This window comes from Zwartia vadi, assembly GCF_030410375.1.
Taxonomy (GTDB): Bacteria; Pseudomonadota; Gammaproteobacteria; order Burkholderiales; family Burkholderiaceae_B; genus Zwartia; species Zwartia vadi.
This window is the reverse complement of record NZ_JAUHHE010000007.1, coordinates 67,815-84,657: the sequence shown is the minus strand read 5'-3', so window position 1 is coordinate 84,657 and position 16,843 is coordinate 67,815. Positions and strand designations below refer to the sequence as shown.

Below are 16,843 nucleotides of genomic sequence, written 5' to 3'. Positions count from 1 at the left end.
GGTATTAATTACTTCAAACGCTTTTCAAGTTCGTCTTTGGGAATCGCGCCACCCACACGGCTGCCATCGGCAAAAAACAAAGCGGGCGTCCCGCGTACCATCAGCTTTTTACCCAGGGCAAGCATTTGGTCAATCGGCACATCACAATCAGCTTTGGGTGGCACGACACCCTTGAGCATCCAGGCATCCCAAGTCGCGGCACGATCCTTCGCGCACCAGGTGTTACGCACCTTTTGAGTCGAATCGGGAGAGAGGATAGGATAAGGAAAGGTGTAAACCGTCAGGTTGTCGATATCGCCCAGTGCTTTGCGCAATATCTTGCAATAGCCACAATTGGGATCTTCGAAAATGGCCAGCTTGCGTGAACCATCGCCCTTGACCTGTTTCATGGCCAGCTCCAGCGGCAGCTCATCGAACGGCACACGCGAAATCGCATCCAAGCGCTCGCGCGTAAAGTCTTGACGTGTTTTAGCATCGATCAACGTGCCATCAAATACGAAGGTGACGTTTTCATCGGTGTACACCAGATCGGGGCCCAGCTGCACCTCGTACAAGCCATAGGGCGTCGGGCGCACCGCCGTGATCGCCGGATTATCAAAGCGTTGCGAGAACAACTTTTGTACTGCCTGCGACTTGGCATCCGTGGTCGCCGATGCAGCTTTCGCACCAGCGGTTGGTGTCCCCTGTCCTTGCGCAAAGACTGGCGCACTCAACATCGCCGCACACCAAATAGACAAACCTACACACACACGTTGAAACATCACAACTCCTAACGAGAGGCACCTTCAATTAACTGGCGCTTGATAAACGGGAGTTTTTCAACCACATTCATCCCGACATTACGCAACCACGCCACGGGCGCTTGCTGCGCATCAAACAATCTAAACAACCCATCCGTCACAAGCCGCATGGCCAACACAGGCTCCGCACGCGCGCGGCGATAACGCCTGAGTAACATGGGATCACCTGGGCTTCGAAACTTTTCGCGACTGGCGATGGAATCAACGAGCGCCTCGACATCCCCCAAACCGAGATTCAATCCCTGACCAGCCAGCGGATGCAGACGATGCGCAGCATCACCCACCAACACCAAGCCCTCAGACACCAGCGGCGACTCATTCAAACTCAGTGGAAAACCATGTAACGCGCTTCGCATCTTTAACGTACCCAACCGGGAGGCCGTCATTTCGTTGAGCCTCGTGCTCAAGTATTGAGCCTGATCCTGAGCCGGCATCGCCAGTATTTCGTTGGCCAGCGTTTCCTTTGCTGACCACACCATCGAGACCTGCGGCCCCTCTGAAGTTGTTGGCATTGGCAATAACGCCAAGACACCCTCCGGCGTAAACCACTGCAACGCCGTCCCCTGATGAGGAAGCTGCGTATTGAAATGCGCAACCAGACCCGTCGCACCATAGGGACGGACCGTCACAGGGACACCCGCAGCTGCACGCAGCGCAGACTGCGCGCCATCGGCTGCGACAAACAATTCTGCATGGAGCGAAGTCCCCGACTCTGTCGTGATGCATCCAGGGGTGTAGGAGGCAAATTTTTCAGGCACCCAAGGGATCCCGAACATTTGTACCGCCTGCGTCAGCACGCGCTCGAGCTCAAGCGACTCGACAATCCAGGCAAGCTCTGTTTGAGCAGTCTGCCAGGCATTTAAATTCAACAAACCATCCGCATCACCATGGATTTCCATGGCTTCGACAGCCGTCACACGCCTAGCGTCCAGCAAGTCCCAAACGCCCAGCATCGCGAGAAAACGTTGACTGGAGGGTGAAATTGCATAGACCCGCGCATGAAACACCTCAGCAAGCGCAGGCGCGAAACTGCGCTTCGGACCGAGCAAAGTCACCCGCTCCGCGCGACGAGCAAAAGCCAAGGCGGTCGCCAGACCGACAATACCCGTGCCGCAGACAACAATTGGTGTGCTCATGGACGCGTGTTCATCTTGGTGAGTCATGTGACGCGTTTAGCGCGCCGAGGGCTGGCCAGCTTGTTTAGGCCACAACACCCACATCTGGCCCTGCTGCTTCATACGACCGGCCATATTACCTGCCGCCTCCCCGAATCCCCAATAAAAATCCGCACGCGCGGGGCCACGAATGGCGGTGCCCGTGTCCTGTGCAAATACGAGTCGATTGAGGGGATCTTTAGACGACGGCATAGTCGTTGCCAGAAAGACAGGGGTGCCAAGCGGCACAAAATTGGTGTCGATCGCGATCGAGCGCTGCGCCATCAAAGGAATACCATAAGCACCCTTGGGACCGATCTCTGGATCCGTCACGGGCTCTTCCTGGAAAAACACCAGCGCAGGATTGGCATTGAGCATTTCCTGGACACGGTTGGGATTGCGTTTGGCCCAGGCTCGGATATTTTGCATGGACGTTTGCGCGAGCGGGATTTCGCCTTTATCCGCCAACCACTTTCCAATGGACACATAGGGGTGGCCGTTGTGATCGGCATACGCTACACGGATAGTTTTACCATCAGGCAACTGGACACGGCCCGAGCCCTGCACCTGAAGAAAGAAATTATCAACAGGATCATCCACGTAAACGATCGCAGGCGGACGACGGCCGGAGGACTCGATCGCGGCGCGGCTATCGTATGGCACCACCCGCTTGCCTTCGAGCTTGCCTCGTACACGCTTACCCGCCAACTCGGGATACAAGCGTCCCAGATCGATCGTCAGCAAATCCGCTGGCACGGTATAAAGCGGCCACTGATTCGCGCCACCCTTGGTGCGCGACCCCTTGACCAAGGGTTCGTAATAGCCGGTCACAATATTGGTGGCCGGTTTGCCATCGGGCGCCTGGAGTCGCCAAGGTGACAACCAGGTCTGAATGAAACGACGCACAGCCTGCGGATCGTTGGCGGCCGGCGCGCGCTTGGGATCGAGCGCGGCGGCACACACAGGCTGCCACGCCTTGGGTGTCGCACGGGTGGGACCGGCCAGATTGGTCGAGGTCGGACGCATCAGACCCCGGCAGTTACGAACAAACGTTGTCCAGACATTACGCAAATCATCGTTGTTCCAGCCCGGCAAATCGGACCAGGTCGCCGCGACGAATTTTCCTTGCAGATTGCGCGGCGCACTGTCGGGCAACGCACCGATGGCGGGTACGGTGAAAGGCGCATCAGGCGCTGCAACACCGGGGGCTGTCGACTCGGGTGGAGTCGACACGGTCGAACAGCCTGCGATCAGCACCACGATCGTGGCTAAAGCAAGGCGAAATACACTTTTTTGCATCGTTTTATCTCAATTGGGTGAATCAGTGTAGGGTCCGGGGCATCGCCAAGACGAACTCCGGAATTTCCACTTCAAATGGCACCCCGTTTTCACCGACGCAATGGTAACTGCCGCGCATCGTGCCGACCGGCGTCTTGAGCGGACAGCCGCTTGTGTACTCGAACGTCTCACCCGGCCCGAGCAAGGGCTGCTGTCCCACCACACCGAGGCCGCGCACCTCATGCTCGCCGCGCTCGCCATCCGTGATGATCCAGTGACGACTGATGACCTGTGCGGGACGTTCACCGATATTGGTGATGCGCACTTTGTAGGCAAAAACAAACTGCTGTTTACCCGGGTCGGACTGTTCCGGCACAAAATGCGGCTCGACCACCACTGAGAGCTCAAAAGGTTTCACAAGCACATCCAAAGAAAACTGTAATAATGAAGGTTACCCAGAATCGGTGCTCGCAAATCATGCCAGAAACTCACACTTTACCGAACGCCCGCCTTGCTCCCAGTATTTTATCTGCGGACTTCGCCCGACTGGGTGAAGAAGTTAGAAATGTTGTGGCGGCAGGAGCGGATTGGATTCATTTTGACGTCATGGACAACCATTACGTTCCCAATCTGACGATTGGCCCGATGGTTTGTGAGGCTATTCGCCCCCACGTCCAGGTGCCGATCGATGTCCATCTGATGGTCGAGCCCGTCGACAGCCTCATCCCGATGTTTGCCAAGGCCGGTGCCAACGTCATCACGTTTCACCCTGAAGCCTCCCGTCACGTCGATCGCAGCCTCTCGCTGATCCGCGACCATGGCTGCCAGGCCGGTCTGGTTTTCAACCCTGCCACACCGCTGGACTGGCTGACCCACGTGATGCACAAGGTCGACATTATTCTGCTCATGTCGGTCAACCCCGGTTTTGGTGGTCAAAGCTTCATTCCAGGCACACTCTCCAAGCTGCGCCAGGCGCGCGCCCTGATCGACGCGCATCTGCGCGCCGGTGGCCAACCCATTGCCCTCGAGGTGGATGGCGGTGTCAAAGCGGATAATATTGGCGCCATCCGGGCGGCAGGTGCGGATACCTTTGTCGCAGGATCGGCCATTTTTGGCCAGCCGGACTACGCCCACGTTATCCGGGAAATGCGCAAACAAATCGCCCTCGCCGATCAACAACCAAGGTAGTAAAGATCAACATGCCTTCTTCCAAATCCTACGATGCCGTTTTGCTGGATCTCGACGGTACGCTCATGGACACCATTCCCGACCTAGCGATCGCCGTCAACGCGATGCTGACCGAACTTGACTTCCCGACCATGCCGCAGGCAGAGATTTCGACCTATATCGGCAAAGGCTCAGATAACCTCATGCGTCGCATCCTGGCGAAGGCCCAGGGCGGCCAGCCAGCCTCAGAAGAGCTGTTTGTGCGCGGCCGCGACATCTACTACGCCGAATACCACAAGATCAACGGCGATAACGCCATCATTTTCGACGGTGTGATTCCCGGCCTCGAACGCATCCAGAGCATGGGGCTGAAAATGGCGGTTGTGACCAATAAAAACACTGAATTCACCATGCCGCTGCTCGAGCGCACGGGCCTATTGCGCTTTATGCAAGGCGTTGTGTGTGGTGATACCCTCCCCGAGCGCAAGCCCCACCCTGCCCCGATGCTGCATGCCTGCTCGCTACTTGGAAGCCAGCCCGCCCGCACCTGCGCAGTCGGGGACTCGATCAATGACGCCCTATCGGCCCGTGCGGCAGGTTGCTCGGTCCTTGCCGTTCCCTACGGCTACAACGAAGGCCAAAGCGTGCAGACTCTGGATGTCGATGCTATAGTAGACTCCATTGATGCAGCAGCCCTTTGGGTCGCCGCACGTTGAATTTAAAAATTTCTGATTGACTGATGAATACACCCGCTCACATTCCAGCCATCCCCCGCGCCTCGTGGCGCTGGTGGCGTTTGTGTTCCGGGTGACGGTTCGTCTGACTCCGGCCGCGAGGCTGTAACCTCAAAGCCAACGAAACAACCAAGCCCGACCAACCATGGCCGGGCTTTTTTTTTGCTAAACCCGGTCTGCAAACTGCGAGAACCGCCCGAACAGATGACTGAAATCGAATTCAAAGCCCTTGCGGCACAAGGCTACAACCGTATTCCCCTGATCGCCGAAACCTACGCCGATCTGGACACCCCTTTGGGCATTTATTTAAAACTTGCCCACAGCGGACCATACGGCGGCAAAAACTCCTGCCTGCTCGAGTCCGTCGTGGGCGGCGAGCGCTTTGGTCGCTATTCCTTTATCGGCCTGCCCGCGCGCAATGTCATTCAAGCGCGCGGCACCCACACAGTCTTGTTGCGCGATGACAAAATCATCGAAACACATGATGGCGACCCGTTAAGCTTCATCTCCGAGTATCAAAGCCGCTTCAAAGTCGCCTTGCGCCCCGGAATGCCGCGTTTTGCAGGCGGTCTAGCGGGTTACTTCGGTTATGACACCGTGCGCAATATCGAGCCCAAGCTCGGACCCGCGCGCAAGCCCTATCCCGCCGGTATGGGCGAAGGCCCTCCGGATATTCTGCTGTTGCAAACCGACGAGCTTGTGATCGTCGACAATCTGGCCGGTCGCATTTATTTGATGGTGTACGCAGATCCCGCCGAGCCAGAAGCCTTCAACCGCGCGCAACAACGTCTCAAAGAACTACGGATCAAACTGCGCAAGCCCGTTGAGATCCCCTACAGTCACTCGAGCGTCGTCACCAAAGAAGAGCGAAGCTTTGCCAAGGCGGACTATCTGGCAGCTGTTCGTCGCGCCAAGGAATACATCGCCGCCGGCGACCTGATGCAAGTTCAAGTCGGGCAAGTGATCACCAAGCCGTTTAGCGACTCGCCACTTTCACTCTATCGCGCGCTACGCTCACTCAATCCATCACCGTATATGTACTTCTGGAATTTTGGTGACTTCCAAGTCGTTGGTGCTTCGCCAGAAATTCTGGTGCGCCAGGAGGCGTTGCCACTTCCCGAGAACGCCCCCGCGGGCACAATGGCTGAGACGGAAATCACGATTCGACCACTCGCCGGCACACGCAAGCGTGGCGCAACGCCCGAAGAAGACGCCGCACTCGCTGAAGAACTGCTCGCCGACCCCAAGGAGCGGGCCGAGCACGTCATGCTGATCGACTTGGCACGCAATGATGTCGGACGCGTCGCCAAAATCGGTTCAGTCAAAGTCACCGACACCATGGTGATCGAACGCTACTCGCATGTCATGCATCTGGTTTCAAACGTGACCGGCACACTGGAGGCGGGCATGAGCAACATGGATGTGCTGCGCGCCTCGTTTCCAGCTGGCACGCTCACCGGTGCCCCGAAAGTGCGCGCCATGGAAATGATCGACGAGCTTGAACCCGTTCGACGTGGGATATACGGCGGTGCCGCCGGCTATTTAAGCTATGGCGGTGAAATGGATGTTGCGATCGCCATTCGCACTGGCATCATCAAGGATGGCATGCTGTATGTACAAGCCGCCGCCGGCATCGTTGCAGACTCAGATCCCGAATTGGAATGGCTCGAAACCGAAGCCAAAGCACGCGCGGTGTTGCGTGCCGCCGAACAAGTGCAAAACGGTCTGGATGATCCGTTCTAACACACCCATACAGACGCCTACACAGGACTGATAAACATGCTGCTGATGATAGATAACTACGACTCGTTCACGTACAACCTGGTCCAATATTTTGGCGAGCTTGGCGAAGACGTGCGCGTCTACCGCAACGACCAGATTTCACTCGAGCAAATCGATACGCTCCAACCCGACCACATCTGCATCTCACCCGGCCCTTGCTCGCCCGCCGAGGCAGGCGTGTCGATTGATGTGATCAAACGCTACGCAGGCAAAGTCCCTATTTTGGGCGTGTGTCTGGGACACCAGGCCATCGGCGCGGCCTTTGGCGGCCGTATCGTTCGCGCGCAACAAATCATGCACGGCAAAACGTCAGAAATTACCCATACGGGCTCTGACGTGTTCAAGGGACTGCCTTCGCCCTTCACAGTCATCCGCTATCACTCTCTCGCGATTGAGCGCGCCACGCTTCCCGAATGCCTGGCCATCACCGCTCAAACAGCCGATGGCGAAATCATGGGGGTTCGTCACAAAACACTCCCCATCTATGGCGTACAGTTTCACCCTGAATCCATTTTGAGCGAACACGGTCACGCGCTGCTGCGTAATTTTCTCGAGCTGTCTGACGCCACGCTCGCCTCGACCAAATAGGACGGCCTCACATGATTACTCCTAGCGAAGCACTGCACCGCTGCATCGAACATCGCGAAATCTTCCATGACGAAATGCTCCACCTGATGCGCATGCTGATGCGTGGTGACATGTCGCCCACTATCGCAGCCGCCTTGCTGATGGGCTTGCGTGTCAAAAAAGAAACCGTCGGCGAAATCACTGCCGCCGCGCAAGTGATGCGCGAATTCGCCACCCCCGTTCATGTCGCCAATCCGCAAGACATGGTCGATATGTGTGGCACGGGCGGTGATGGCAGCAACACGTTCAATATCTCCACCACAGCGATGTTTGTGGCGGCCGCTGCCGGTGTGCCGATTGCCAAACATGGCGGACGCAGCGCCTCCTCATCGTCCGGCAGCGCGGATGTCCTCGAAGCGCTCGGGGCCAATTTATCCCTGACCCCGGAACAAGTCTCGGCCTGCATCGCGGAAACCGGCATCGGCTTCATGTTTGCTCCGGCACATCACGGCGCCATGAAAAATATCGCGCCGGTGCGCAAAGAGCTTGGCGTACGCACAATTTTCAATATCCTCGGCCCGCTGACCAATCCCGCAGGCGCGGCCAATCAACTGATGGGCGTTTTTCACTCTGATCTTGTGGGCATACAAGTCCGCGTGCTGCAATTACTCGGTTCGCGACACGTCATGATCGTGCATGGCAAGGACGGCATGGACGAGGCCTCATTAGGCTCTGGCACGCTCGTTGGTGAACTCAAAGACGGCGTGATCCACGAATACGAAATCCACCCCGAGGACTTCGGACTGACCATGGCTTCAAACCGTAGCATCAAAGTCGCCAGCAAGGAAGAGTCCCGCGATTATGTGCTTGAAGCCTTGAACAACACGCCTGGTACCGCGCGCGACATCGTGGCCTACAACGCAGGCCTGGCGATTTATGTCGGCAATCATGCGGCAACGATCAAGGATGGGATTAAGATGGCCTTTGAAGCCATTGCGAGTGGCGCCGCGCGCGACAAACTCGAAACCTTTTGTGCACACACACGGAAATATGCAGCATGAGCGACATTCTGAATAAAATTCTCGCTGTCAAAGTCCAGGAAGTTGCTAGCGAGCGCCAGGCGCGCAGCGAAGCCGAGCTTCTCAAAGAAGCCAAAGCGCGCAAAGATGTCCGTGGCTTTGGCAAAGCCCTTGAAGCCAAGGTCGCAGCCGGTTTGCCCGGCGTGATCGCGGAGATCAAAAAAGCCTCGCCTTCAAAAGGCGTGCTGCGTGAAATTTTTCTTCCCGCCGAAATCGCCGAGTCGTATGCGGAGCATGGCGCAGCCTGCCTGTCCGTCCTGACTGACAAACAGTTTTTTCTAGGCGATGACGACTATCTGCGTCAGGCTCGCGAAGCATGCAAACTCCCTGTCCTGCGTAAAGACTTCATCGTTGACCCCTATCAGATCATCGCGGCGCGCGCCATGGGTGCGGACTGCATCCTGCTGATTGTGTCGGCTCTCAATCCGACCCAACTCGCAGAGTTTGAAGAGTGTGCGTTTGAGCTCGGTATGGACGTCTTGGTCGAGGTCCATGATGCGGCTGAGCTTGAGATTGCGCTTGAGATGAATACCTCTCTGCTTGGCATCAATAACCGCAATTTGCGAACGTTTGAAACCTCGCTCCAAAATACTCTCGACTTGCTGCAGCGGATTCCGATAGGCAAGCTTGTCATCACGGAAAGCGGCATTTTGACCCCTGCCGATGTCAAACTCATGCGCGACAATGATGTCAACGCCTTCCTGGTGGGCGAAGCGTTCATGCGTGCACCGAACCCCGGTGCCGAGCTCGCCCGACTCTTTGCCTGAGTGGTGCGTTGAAAGGCAACCAACTCACGGAAGCCTCTCTACAGGCACAGCTCGCGCGGGTGCCTCCTGCATGGCGGGAATGTGTCGAGGCAATGCCCGTGCGCTCAGCGCTCGAGCGCCTATCGGCCATGCTTGAGAGCCGGCTCGCGCAGGGTGCGACCATCTATCCCGCTCGACCTTTCCGGGCGCTGGAATCGCTCGAGCCCCATGCCGTGAAAGTGGTGATTCTCGGTCAAGATCCTTATCACGGTCCCGGGCAGGCACAAGGGCTGGCGTTTTCTGTTCCGGACGGCTTTAAACGTCCTCCCAGCCTGCGAAATATTTTGCAGGAAATCGAGCGTGAGTTTCCAACTGATCATGGCACACTCGTTTTAGAATCCAATCTTCTTAAAAATGACTTGTCACGCTGGGCGACTCAGGGCGTACTGTTGCTCAACACTTGCCTGACGGTCGAGGATGGACAACCCGCTTCGCATGCACGTGCAGGTTGGGAAACCGTGACCGATGCCCTCATCGCCTGCGTGGCACACGATCCCTCGCCCAAAGTATTCATGCTGTGGGGCGCGCATGCGCAAGCCAAGCAGTCACTGATCACCGACACTAGCAATCACCTGATTTTGATGGCCAATCACCCCTCGCCGCTGTCTGCCCGCAGACCGCCCGCCCCCTTTGTCGGGTGCGACCATTTCCGTCTGGCCAATGACTGGCTGGCAAAGCAAAATATCCAAATCATTGACTGGAAAGCATAATTTTTTACGTAAAGGGTTTACCCGAATCAAAAAATAGGTTAGTATCTCGGTTCTGCGCAAAAAGTGCCTTGCATAAAAGTGCATCAGTCACACAAGTGTTTTAGTCACATAAGTGCATAAGTCCGAAAACAGGCAAACAACCTAGCTTTCGGCTTCACATCATCGATTCCTGACCTCCTTTCCTTTCGTGGGCAGCTAGTGTGATCCAGATAGATGGATCTATAGCCCAGACGTTCGGTTGATTCGGTCGGCACGATGCTCGATTCAACCGACTCCCGCCGGTCTACCAATTCTCCGGGCTGCGTCACATGGCCACTATCTGGCCAAAAGGAAAGTCATGTCCTTCGATTCGTTGGGGCTCGTCCCCGCTTTGCTATCTTCCATTGAACGTACCGGCTTCACCACGCCGACACCCGTCCAGATGTCTGCCATTCCCGCAGCCTTGGCCGGTGCCGACTTGATGGTGTCCGCACAGACAGGCAGCGGTAAAACCGCGGCCTTCATGCTCCCCGCACTCAACAAAATCGCGCACAAGCCCGCCAACAAAGGCCGCGGCGTGCAGGTTTTGGTTCTGACACCCACACGCGAACTCGCCATGCAGGTCAGCGAAGCCACAGAAATGTACGGCAGCAACCTGGATGACCTACGTGTCGCCACCGTCGTGGGCGGCATGCCTTACGGCGCCCAGCTCAAGGCCTTGTCACGTCGCGTCGACGTGCTGGTTGCCACACCGGGTCGCCTGCTCGACCATCTGCAAGCACGCCGCGTGGACTTGTCGACCGTACACACCCTGGTACTCGACGAAGCCGATCGCATGCTTGACATGGGCTTTATCGATGACATCAACACAATCGTTGACCGCTGCCCCGAGTCACGCCAGACACTCTTGTTCTCGGCTACGCTGGACGGCACGGTCGCCAAGCTCGCCGCACGCATGATGCGCGATCCACAGCGTATCGAAATGACCTCACAGTCAGATCGTCACGCCAACATTACACAAACACTCCTGTACGCAGATGACGCCGGCCACAAGCTGCGCCTGCTCGACCATCTGTTGCGCGATGTCTCAATGGACCAGGCGATTATCTTTACCGCGACAAAACGCGGTGCGGACGATCTGGCCGAACACCTCACAGACAGCGGTTTTTCAGCAATGGCCCTGCATGGCGACATGAACCAGCGCCAGCGTTCACGCACTTTGTCCGAAGTTCAGGACGGTCGTGTCCGCGTGCTGGTCGCCACAGACGTTGCCGCGCGCGGCATTGACGTCCAGGCCATCAGCCATGCGATCAACTACGACTTGCCCATGCAGCCAGAGGACTACGTGCACCGCATTGGCCGCACCGGTCGTGCAGGTCGCGATGGCGCAGCCTTTACTCTGGCTGTCCACAGCGAGCGTCATAAAGTCCGCCGCATCGAACACTTCATCGGTAACACCATTCCTCCTGGCGTGATCGCCGGGCTCGAGCCACAGCGCACTCCAAGTTCACGCCCAGAAGGCGCGTCCCGCGGCGCGGGCGGTAAAAAGCCCAACCGCTGGAGTAACGACCGCAGCGGCGACCGTTTCGGTAGCAGCAACGACAGGTACTCAGCCGGACGCAGCGAGTCGCGTACGTTCGCACCACGCGGCGACGCACCTCGCGGTGACAGACCCTATGCAGACCGTGGCGAAAAATCCTTTGCACCACGCGCCGACAGAACGTTTGCTCCACGTGGCGACAAGCCAGCATACGCGCCACGCGGTGACAAGCCTTTCGGTGACCGCGAACGCAGCTTTGCACCTCGCGGCGACAAGCCCGGTTACGCACCACGCGGTGACCGTCCCCAGGGCGCTCGCAGCGACAATCCTTTTGCCAGCACACGCGGCGAAGGTCGTCCTTTCGAGCACCGCGGCGATCGTGCCCCGTCGGACCGTCCAGCCTACGCAGGCAAGCCTGCTGCGCGCCCCGGTCGCGATTTCGCACCGCGTTCAGCTGCCCCCGGCGGCAAGACTTTCGCCCCACGTGGTGACGGTCCTGCACGTGCCGGCGCTGCCGCCCGCCCAGGCGCTCCACGCGCCGCAGCAGGCGCGCGTCGCGGCTTCAACTTTGACGGTGGTCGCCGTTAAACGGTAGCCTCCTCCGTCATAGTCGAGACGCGTAGTGCCCACCGAGACCTCTATCCCGGTAAGCGCTGAAGCACTGACACATAGTCAGCGCGTCAGCGCTTTTTTGCATCAACAGATCCAGCAAGCAGGCGGCTGGCTGCCCTTCAGCGCGTGGATGCATCATGTGCTGTATGCGCCCGGACTCGGTTATTACGCTGCGGGCAACACCAAGCTTGCAGAGACAACGAGTCCAAGTGCCACCGCGTTGAGTGGAGATTTCGTGACTGCACCCCAGCTCACCCCACTCTTCGGTTACACGCTTGCCAAACAAGTCAGTGAGGTGTTGCGCCAGACACAGACCCTGGAAGTGCTGGAGTTCGGCGCGGGCAGTGGCGCACTTGCGCACGACTTGCTGACAGCCTTACATGCTGAAGGCCTGCAGGTGCACTACAACATCCTCGAGGTTTCCGCAGACCTCAGGCAACGTCAACAGGAACGCTTGGCAAGCTGGGGAGATCGCGTCACCTGGCTTGAGACGCTTCCTGAAAGCTTTGCCGGCTGTGTAATTGGCAACGAGCTGCTCGATGCCATGCCCGTCGATTTATTTGTCTGGTCTGAGCAGGGCGAGGTTCTGGAGCGCGGTGTGGTGTCCACCGTTGAAGCGGGTACTGATGCTGGATTTGCTTTTGCAGACAAGCCTGCCTCACCACAGCTTGCCGGACTTGTTCAGACACGCATGCCCGCATTGCCCGGCTACACCTCTGAGCTCAACCGTCAGGCCGAAGCTTGGATTCGCGACCTCGGCCGCTGGTTGACACGCGGTGCCGCTTTATTGATTGACTACGGTTTTCCGCGTCATGAGTACTATCACCCTCAACGACAACGCGGCACACTGATGTGTCATATCCAGCATCGCACCCATGATGATGTTTTTTTAGCGCCTGGTCTGCAGGACATTACTGCGCACGTTGATTTCACCGCGATCGCAGAGGCCGCACAAGAGAGCGGCTTGACACTGCTTGGCTACACCTCTCAAGCACGCTTTCTTTTAAACGCAGGCTTGCCTCAACTCCTTGAGGCCTACGCACAGCAACAACTCGACAATCCGGATCCAAAAGCCCGCGCGCAGACCTACGCCGCCGTACAAAAACTGATTTCAGAGGCGGAGATGGGCGAGTTGTTCAAAGTGATCGCACTCGGCCGAGGCGTTGAGTCGCCCCTTTGCGGTTTTATCCAAAGCGATCGTTCAGGACAGTTGGTTCAACGCCGCTAAACGCGCCGCACGCACAGCTTGCTTGATCTGAGCTGGCTCTGATGCAGTGCGGGCCGCAGCGCCCGCATCCACAGCTAACACGATATCAAGCCTCGCGCGCCACCACAGCGGGTCAATATCCTGCTGCACAAGCCTGGCCGATTCAAGCAGCCAGCCAAAGCGTTCTGGCTTTCTGATGGCATCGCAACACTCGAATAAACGCATCACATGCTCGGCCAAAGAGACTGCACCCCCAGAATGCCCGGCCGACTGAGGACCCGGCGTCAAACCCGTGACACAAGCTCCTGCCAATACCATGGGTAATAAACGCGCCATATCAACGCAATCGGTCGGTACGCGTAAACGCTTGGCCAGCTCAGCGCGCCGCTCGGTTTCCAGGCATAAAAGGGCATAACGCGCACTTAAGGGAAAATGCTCCTTGGCTTGTACGGCATCATCCAACAATTGCGCCACGCGGACACTGTACTGCCACTCCGGCATGATGCGCGCACTTGCGCCGGTATCAACCAGTACCGCCAGCATGCGAGAGGGCTGTGCACTCATCAGGCCGCGCGATAACTCCTGCCAGACCCGCTCAGGCACCAGCGCATCCACCTCGCCACTCGCCACCATCTGTCGGCAAAGCGCCAAAGTTTCAGGGGCCACAGAAAAATCCGTGAAGCGGGCAGCAAAACGCGCCAACCGCAAAATCCTGACGGGATCTTCTTCGAAAGCGGGACCCACATGACGGAACAAACGGGCCTGCAAATCCGATATGCCATTGAGCGGATCAACCAATTCGCCAGTCATTGACTGCGCCATCGCGTTAATCGTCAGATCTCGACGCTTTAAATCCTCTTCTAGCGTGACATCAGCGCCGGTATAAAACGTAAAGCCTTTATAACCACGCCCCGACTTTCTTTCAGTGCGTGCCAGCGCATATTCCTCTTTGGTTTGAGGATGTAAAAAAACCGGGAAATCCCCTCCGACGGGAATAAACCCGCGCGCAACCATATCCTCAGGTGTCGAGCCGACAACAACCCAATCCCGATCCCCGGCCGGACGTCCCAGCAAGGCGTCTCGCACAGCTCCACCCACGATGTAGACCAGCAAACCGCTCAACGCAGGATCGATCACCTGCGTCACGGCAACGGCGAACGACCATAGGGTCGTGGCTCAATCTGTCCCAAACGCTGCTTCAGCGACTGAGGATTACCGGTAAAGACGGCCGCATAGTAGGTCGCATTCGACATCACCTTTTTCACATAATCGCGCGTCTCATTAAAGGGAATCGTCTCCGCGAAAATCGCGCCTTCCACTGGCGCATCCAGCTTTGAGCGCCAGAGCATTGGCCGGCCGGGGCCCGCGTTGTAGCCGGCACTGGCGAGCACTTGTGAACCACCCAAATCGGACTGGACCATACTGAGATAGCTCGTACCCAGCTTGGTATTGGTATCAAAATCGTTGACGCTGGATGGCGTGAAATCATTCAGGCCGATTTTTTTAGCCATCCACTTCGCCGTGGCAGGCATCAATTGCATCAAACCCGATGCGCCAACGTGGGAGCGCGCATCCATGATAAAGAGCGATTCCTGTCGGATCAAACCATAGACCCATGCCGGCTCGACATTGACTTCGCGGGCCTGAGCACTGACACGTCCTTCGAATGGCGCGACAAATCTCTGCGTGAAATCAACTTCGTTTTTGGTGCGACCCGAGGTGACCACCACACGATCATAGATACTCTCGCGGCGCGCAAGCTCCGCGGCCGCCAGCAGTTGGCGATCGTTCATCCCGCGTATAGCGAAGTTCCACTCAGGTACCGCCTCGGGTCGCCAACCTCTCTTGAACAATGTCACCGCTCTTTGCAGGCCGGGATTCGCACGCGCCTGAGCGAGCTCCTGTTCCGTCACGGGACTGGGGCGCTTGGGAGCGGTGATCGTGCGACCAAGCTCTTCGGCAGCCAGCTGACCATAAAAACTGTAATCTGAAGCGATCGATGCATAGGCTTTTTCTGCGTCGGCTTTTTTACCTGTTGCCGCCAGACCGCGCCCTTTCCAGTAGACCCAAGTTGGATCACTGCGCTGAGGCTCGCGCATCGTGTCGATGCTTTGCAGCACCCACTTCCAGTCGATCTTCGGTTGCCGCAACGCCATCCGTACGCGCCAGGCTTCATTATTGTCTGACAAGCGTACTGAACCAGATTCCCGGTACCACGCGTACGCGCGCGGATCGAGATTCATGCTCGCCACCAGCGCCATCTGACCATATACCCATTGAATATTCTTCTTGGGTAATAAATTTTTCCACTGCTTTTTCATCAACGCGTCAGCCGCGGCCAAATCCGTTCGCGCCAGACGTGCCAAACCCATCGCGATGATTTCGTTGCGCTCGACCGAGCCCAACGCTGTTTGCGTCCCCAGCCAAGCGGCCGGTGCCTTGATCATCGCATCGTAAGCGGCCAACTCTTTCGTATCAAAAACATAGGCGGCAAAACGTCTCGCATCCGGCAATTTATTATTTTCAATCGCTTCATGCAGATAAGGTATGAGCTCCGCATTGGTCAACACGCGATCGGCAACCAGCTGATCGAATAGTTTCCAACACGCGCCAAACGGGACAAAAACCTTCATGGCCTCAGCCGCCGTGGCGCGCTGACCACCCATGTGCTTGGCTTCAAGCTGCGCGCACATCACTTGGTTCGTGGGATTGAGCACCGGCTCCAAGGCACGCACCGTGACAAAATCGCCGCTTCGTGCCGCTGTCAGTATCCACTCCCCGCGCAGACGATCCGCGAGATAGGAACCCTTATTTTTTTCCAAGAATTTTTCGAGACTTTGCGCGACATTCGGGGTCCGGTACAAACCCAATTGCGTGCGCAGATACCAGTACTCGGGATAGGCCGCGAGCACATCACCCTGAGCCTGCGGTACAAAGCTCGCGAGCTGACCAAACTGTTTGCTGTTCACCGCCTGACGGGCCGCAGCCACCGCGCGCGCCGCAGCCGTGGTGTCCGGCGCGGCAATCGACCCGGCCGTCGACCCAGAACTAGGCGCTGGACTTTGCGCACGACTGGATGCATTGCTCGATGTAGCGCTCGGCGCTGAGCCCTGCATGCCACTCGATGCCGCACTCGCTCCGGATGATAGACTCGCGGTAGATTGAGGACTGGTTTGTGCAGTGCCACCTCCAGTGCCACCTCCCGAGCTACCAATGGGGCTCATGGTGCCATCCGCCCTCAACACAAATTGCTCGGTCGAGGCGTTGGCAGATTGCGCGAGGGCGGGCAGCGACACAGTGAGTGCGCCACCGCAAACGAATGCGCCCACCCAGACGCGAGCCTGAATCCGGATATTCTGATACTTTGCGCGTGTGTGCATACAATGCCTCTAGACGACTTTCAAACCATTCAACATTCGCAACAATTT

At 57.4% G+C, this 16,843-nt stretch carries 15 protein-coding genes; 9 read left to right on the top strand and 6 right to left on the bottom strand.

What is annotated here, in order from left to right; genetic code table 11:
- Nucleotides 1–8 precede the first annotated feature (8 nt).
- From QWY27_RS07795 to apaG, 4 genes are read right to left on the bottom strand one after another with little or no spacing between them, the layout of a single operon-like run.
- Nucleotides 9–761, bottom strand: coding sequence for a DsbC family protein (locus QWY27_RS07795; RefSeq protein ID WP_290196399.1), 753 nt, complete (start codon nucleotides 759–761; stop codon nucleotides 9–11).
- 8 nt (nucleotides 762–769) lie between these two features.
- Nucleotides 770–1,936 carry an FAD-dependent monooxygenase gene (locus QWY27_RS07790; RefSeq protein WP_290196397.1) on the bottom strand — a complete coding sequence of 389 codons (1,167 nt, stop codon included), beginning with the start codon at nucleotides 1,934–1,936 and terminating at the stop codon, nucleotides 770–772.
- A gap of 36 nt (nucleotides 1,937–1,972) precedes the next feature.
- A complete protein-coding gene (mltA, locus tag QWY27_RS07785) occupies nucleotides 1,973–3,253 on the bottom strand; it encodes a murein transglycosylase A (protein ID WP_290196394.1) in 1,281 nt (426 codons plus the stop codon).
- Nucleotides 3,254–3,275: 22 nt separating this feature from the next.
- Complete coding sequence (apaG, locus tag QWY27_RS07780) at nucleotides 3,276–3,650, bottom strand: Co2+/Mg2+ efflux facilitator ApaG/CorD (protein WP_290196392.1); 375 nt, start codon at nucleotides 3,648–3,650, stop codon at nucleotides 3,276–3,278.
- 59 nt (nucleotides 3,651–3,709) lie between these two features.
- Between apaG and rpe the strand changes: the two genes are divergently transcribed.
- From rpe to QWY27_RS07735, 9 genes are all read left to right on the top strand, one after another.
- A complete protein-coding gene (gene rpe / locus QWY27_RS07775; RefSeq protein ID WP_290196390.1) occupies nucleotides 3,710–4,420 on the top strand; it encodes a ribulose-phosphate 3-epimerase in 711 nt (236 codons plus the stop codon).
- 11 nt (nucleotides 4,421–4,431) lie between these two features.
- Nucleotides 4,432–5,115: a phosphoglycolate phosphatase gene (locus tag QWY27_RS07770; RefSeq protein ID WP_290196388.1), complete on the top strand. Its 684-nt coding sequence runs from the start codon at nucleotides 4,432–4,434 to the stop codon at nucleotides 5,113–5,115.
- Between the two features lie 222 nt (nucleotides 5,116–5,337).
- On the top strand, nucleotides 5,338–6,876 hold the full coding sequence (locus QWY27_RS07765; RefSeq protein ID WP_290196386.1) for an anthranilate synthase component I family protein: 1,539 nt from the start codon (nucleotides 5,338–5,340) through the stop codon (nucleotides 6,874–6,876).
- 36 nt (nucleotides 6,877–6,912) lie between these two features.
- The gene (locus tag QWY27_RS07760) at nucleotides 6,913–7,503 is read left to right on the top strand and encodes an anthranilate synthase component II (RefSeq protein ID WP_290196384.1); all 591 of its coding nucleotides are present in this window, start codon (nucleotides 6,913–6,915) and stop codon (nucleotides 7,501–7,503) included.
- A gap of 11 nt (nucleotides 7,504–7,514) precedes the next feature.
- Complete coding sequence (trpD, locus tag QWY27_RS07755; RefSeq protein WP_290196382.1) at nucleotides 7,515–8,543, top strand: anthranilate phosphoribosyltransferase; 1,029 nt, start codon at nucleotides 7,515–7,517, stop codon at nucleotides 8,541–8,543.
- Nucleotides 8,540–9,328 (top strand): indole-3-glycerol phosphate synthase TrpC, encoded by a 789-nt coding sequence (trpC, locus tag QWY27_RS07750; protein WP_290196380.1) that lies wholly within the window; start codon nucleotides 8,540–8,542, stop codon nucleotides 9,326–9,328. Before trpD ends, trpC begins: the two co-directional genes overlap by 4 nt.
- Before the next feature lie 8 nt (nucleotides 9,329–9,336).
- On the top strand, nucleotides 9,337–10,077 hold the full coding sequence (locus QWY27_RS07745; RefSeq protein ID WP_290196378.1) for a uracil-DNA glycosylase: 741 nt from the start codon (nucleotides 9,337–9,339) through the stop codon (nucleotides 10,075–10,077).
- A 337-nt stretch (nucleotides 10,078–10,414) separates the two neighbouring features.
- Entirely contained in the window at nucleotides 10,415–12,184 is a 1,770-nt protein-coding gene (locus QWY27_RS07740; protein WP_290196376.1) for a DEAD/DEAH box helicase, read from the top strand.
- 34 nt (nucleotides 12,185–12,218) lie between these two features.
- Nucleotides 12,219–13,436 (top strand): class I SAM-dependent methyltransferase, encoded by a 1,218-nt coding sequence (locus QWY27_RS07735; RefSeq protein WP_435433460.1) that lies wholly within the window; start codon nucleotides 12,219–12,221, stop codon nucleotides 13,434–13,436.
- Here the strand turns inward: QWY27_RS07735 and QWY27_RS07730 are convergent.
- Together QWY27_RS07730 and QWY27_RS07725 are read right to left on the bottom strand one after the other, a co-directional pair.
- Nucleotides 13,410–14,561, bottom strand: a complete 1,152-nt coding sequence (locus QWY27_RS07730; protein ID WP_290196374.1) for a tRNA nucleotidyltransferase/poly(A) polymerase-related protein — start codon at nucleotides 14,559–14,561, stop codon at nucleotides 13,410–13,412. The genes QWY27_RS07735 and QWY27_RS07730 overlap by 27 nt on opposite strands.
- The gene (locus tag QWY27_RS07725) at nucleotides 14,558–16,531 is read right to left on the bottom strand and encodes a lytic transglycosylase domain-containing protein (RefSeq protein WP_435433463.1); all 1,974 of its coding nucleotides are present in this window, start codon (nucleotides 16,529–16,531) and stop codon (nucleotides 14,558–14,560) included. Before QWY27_RS07725 ends, QWY27_RS07730 begins: the two co-directional genes overlap by 4 nt.
- Between the last annotated feature and the right edge of the window lie 312 nt (nucleotides 16,532–16,843).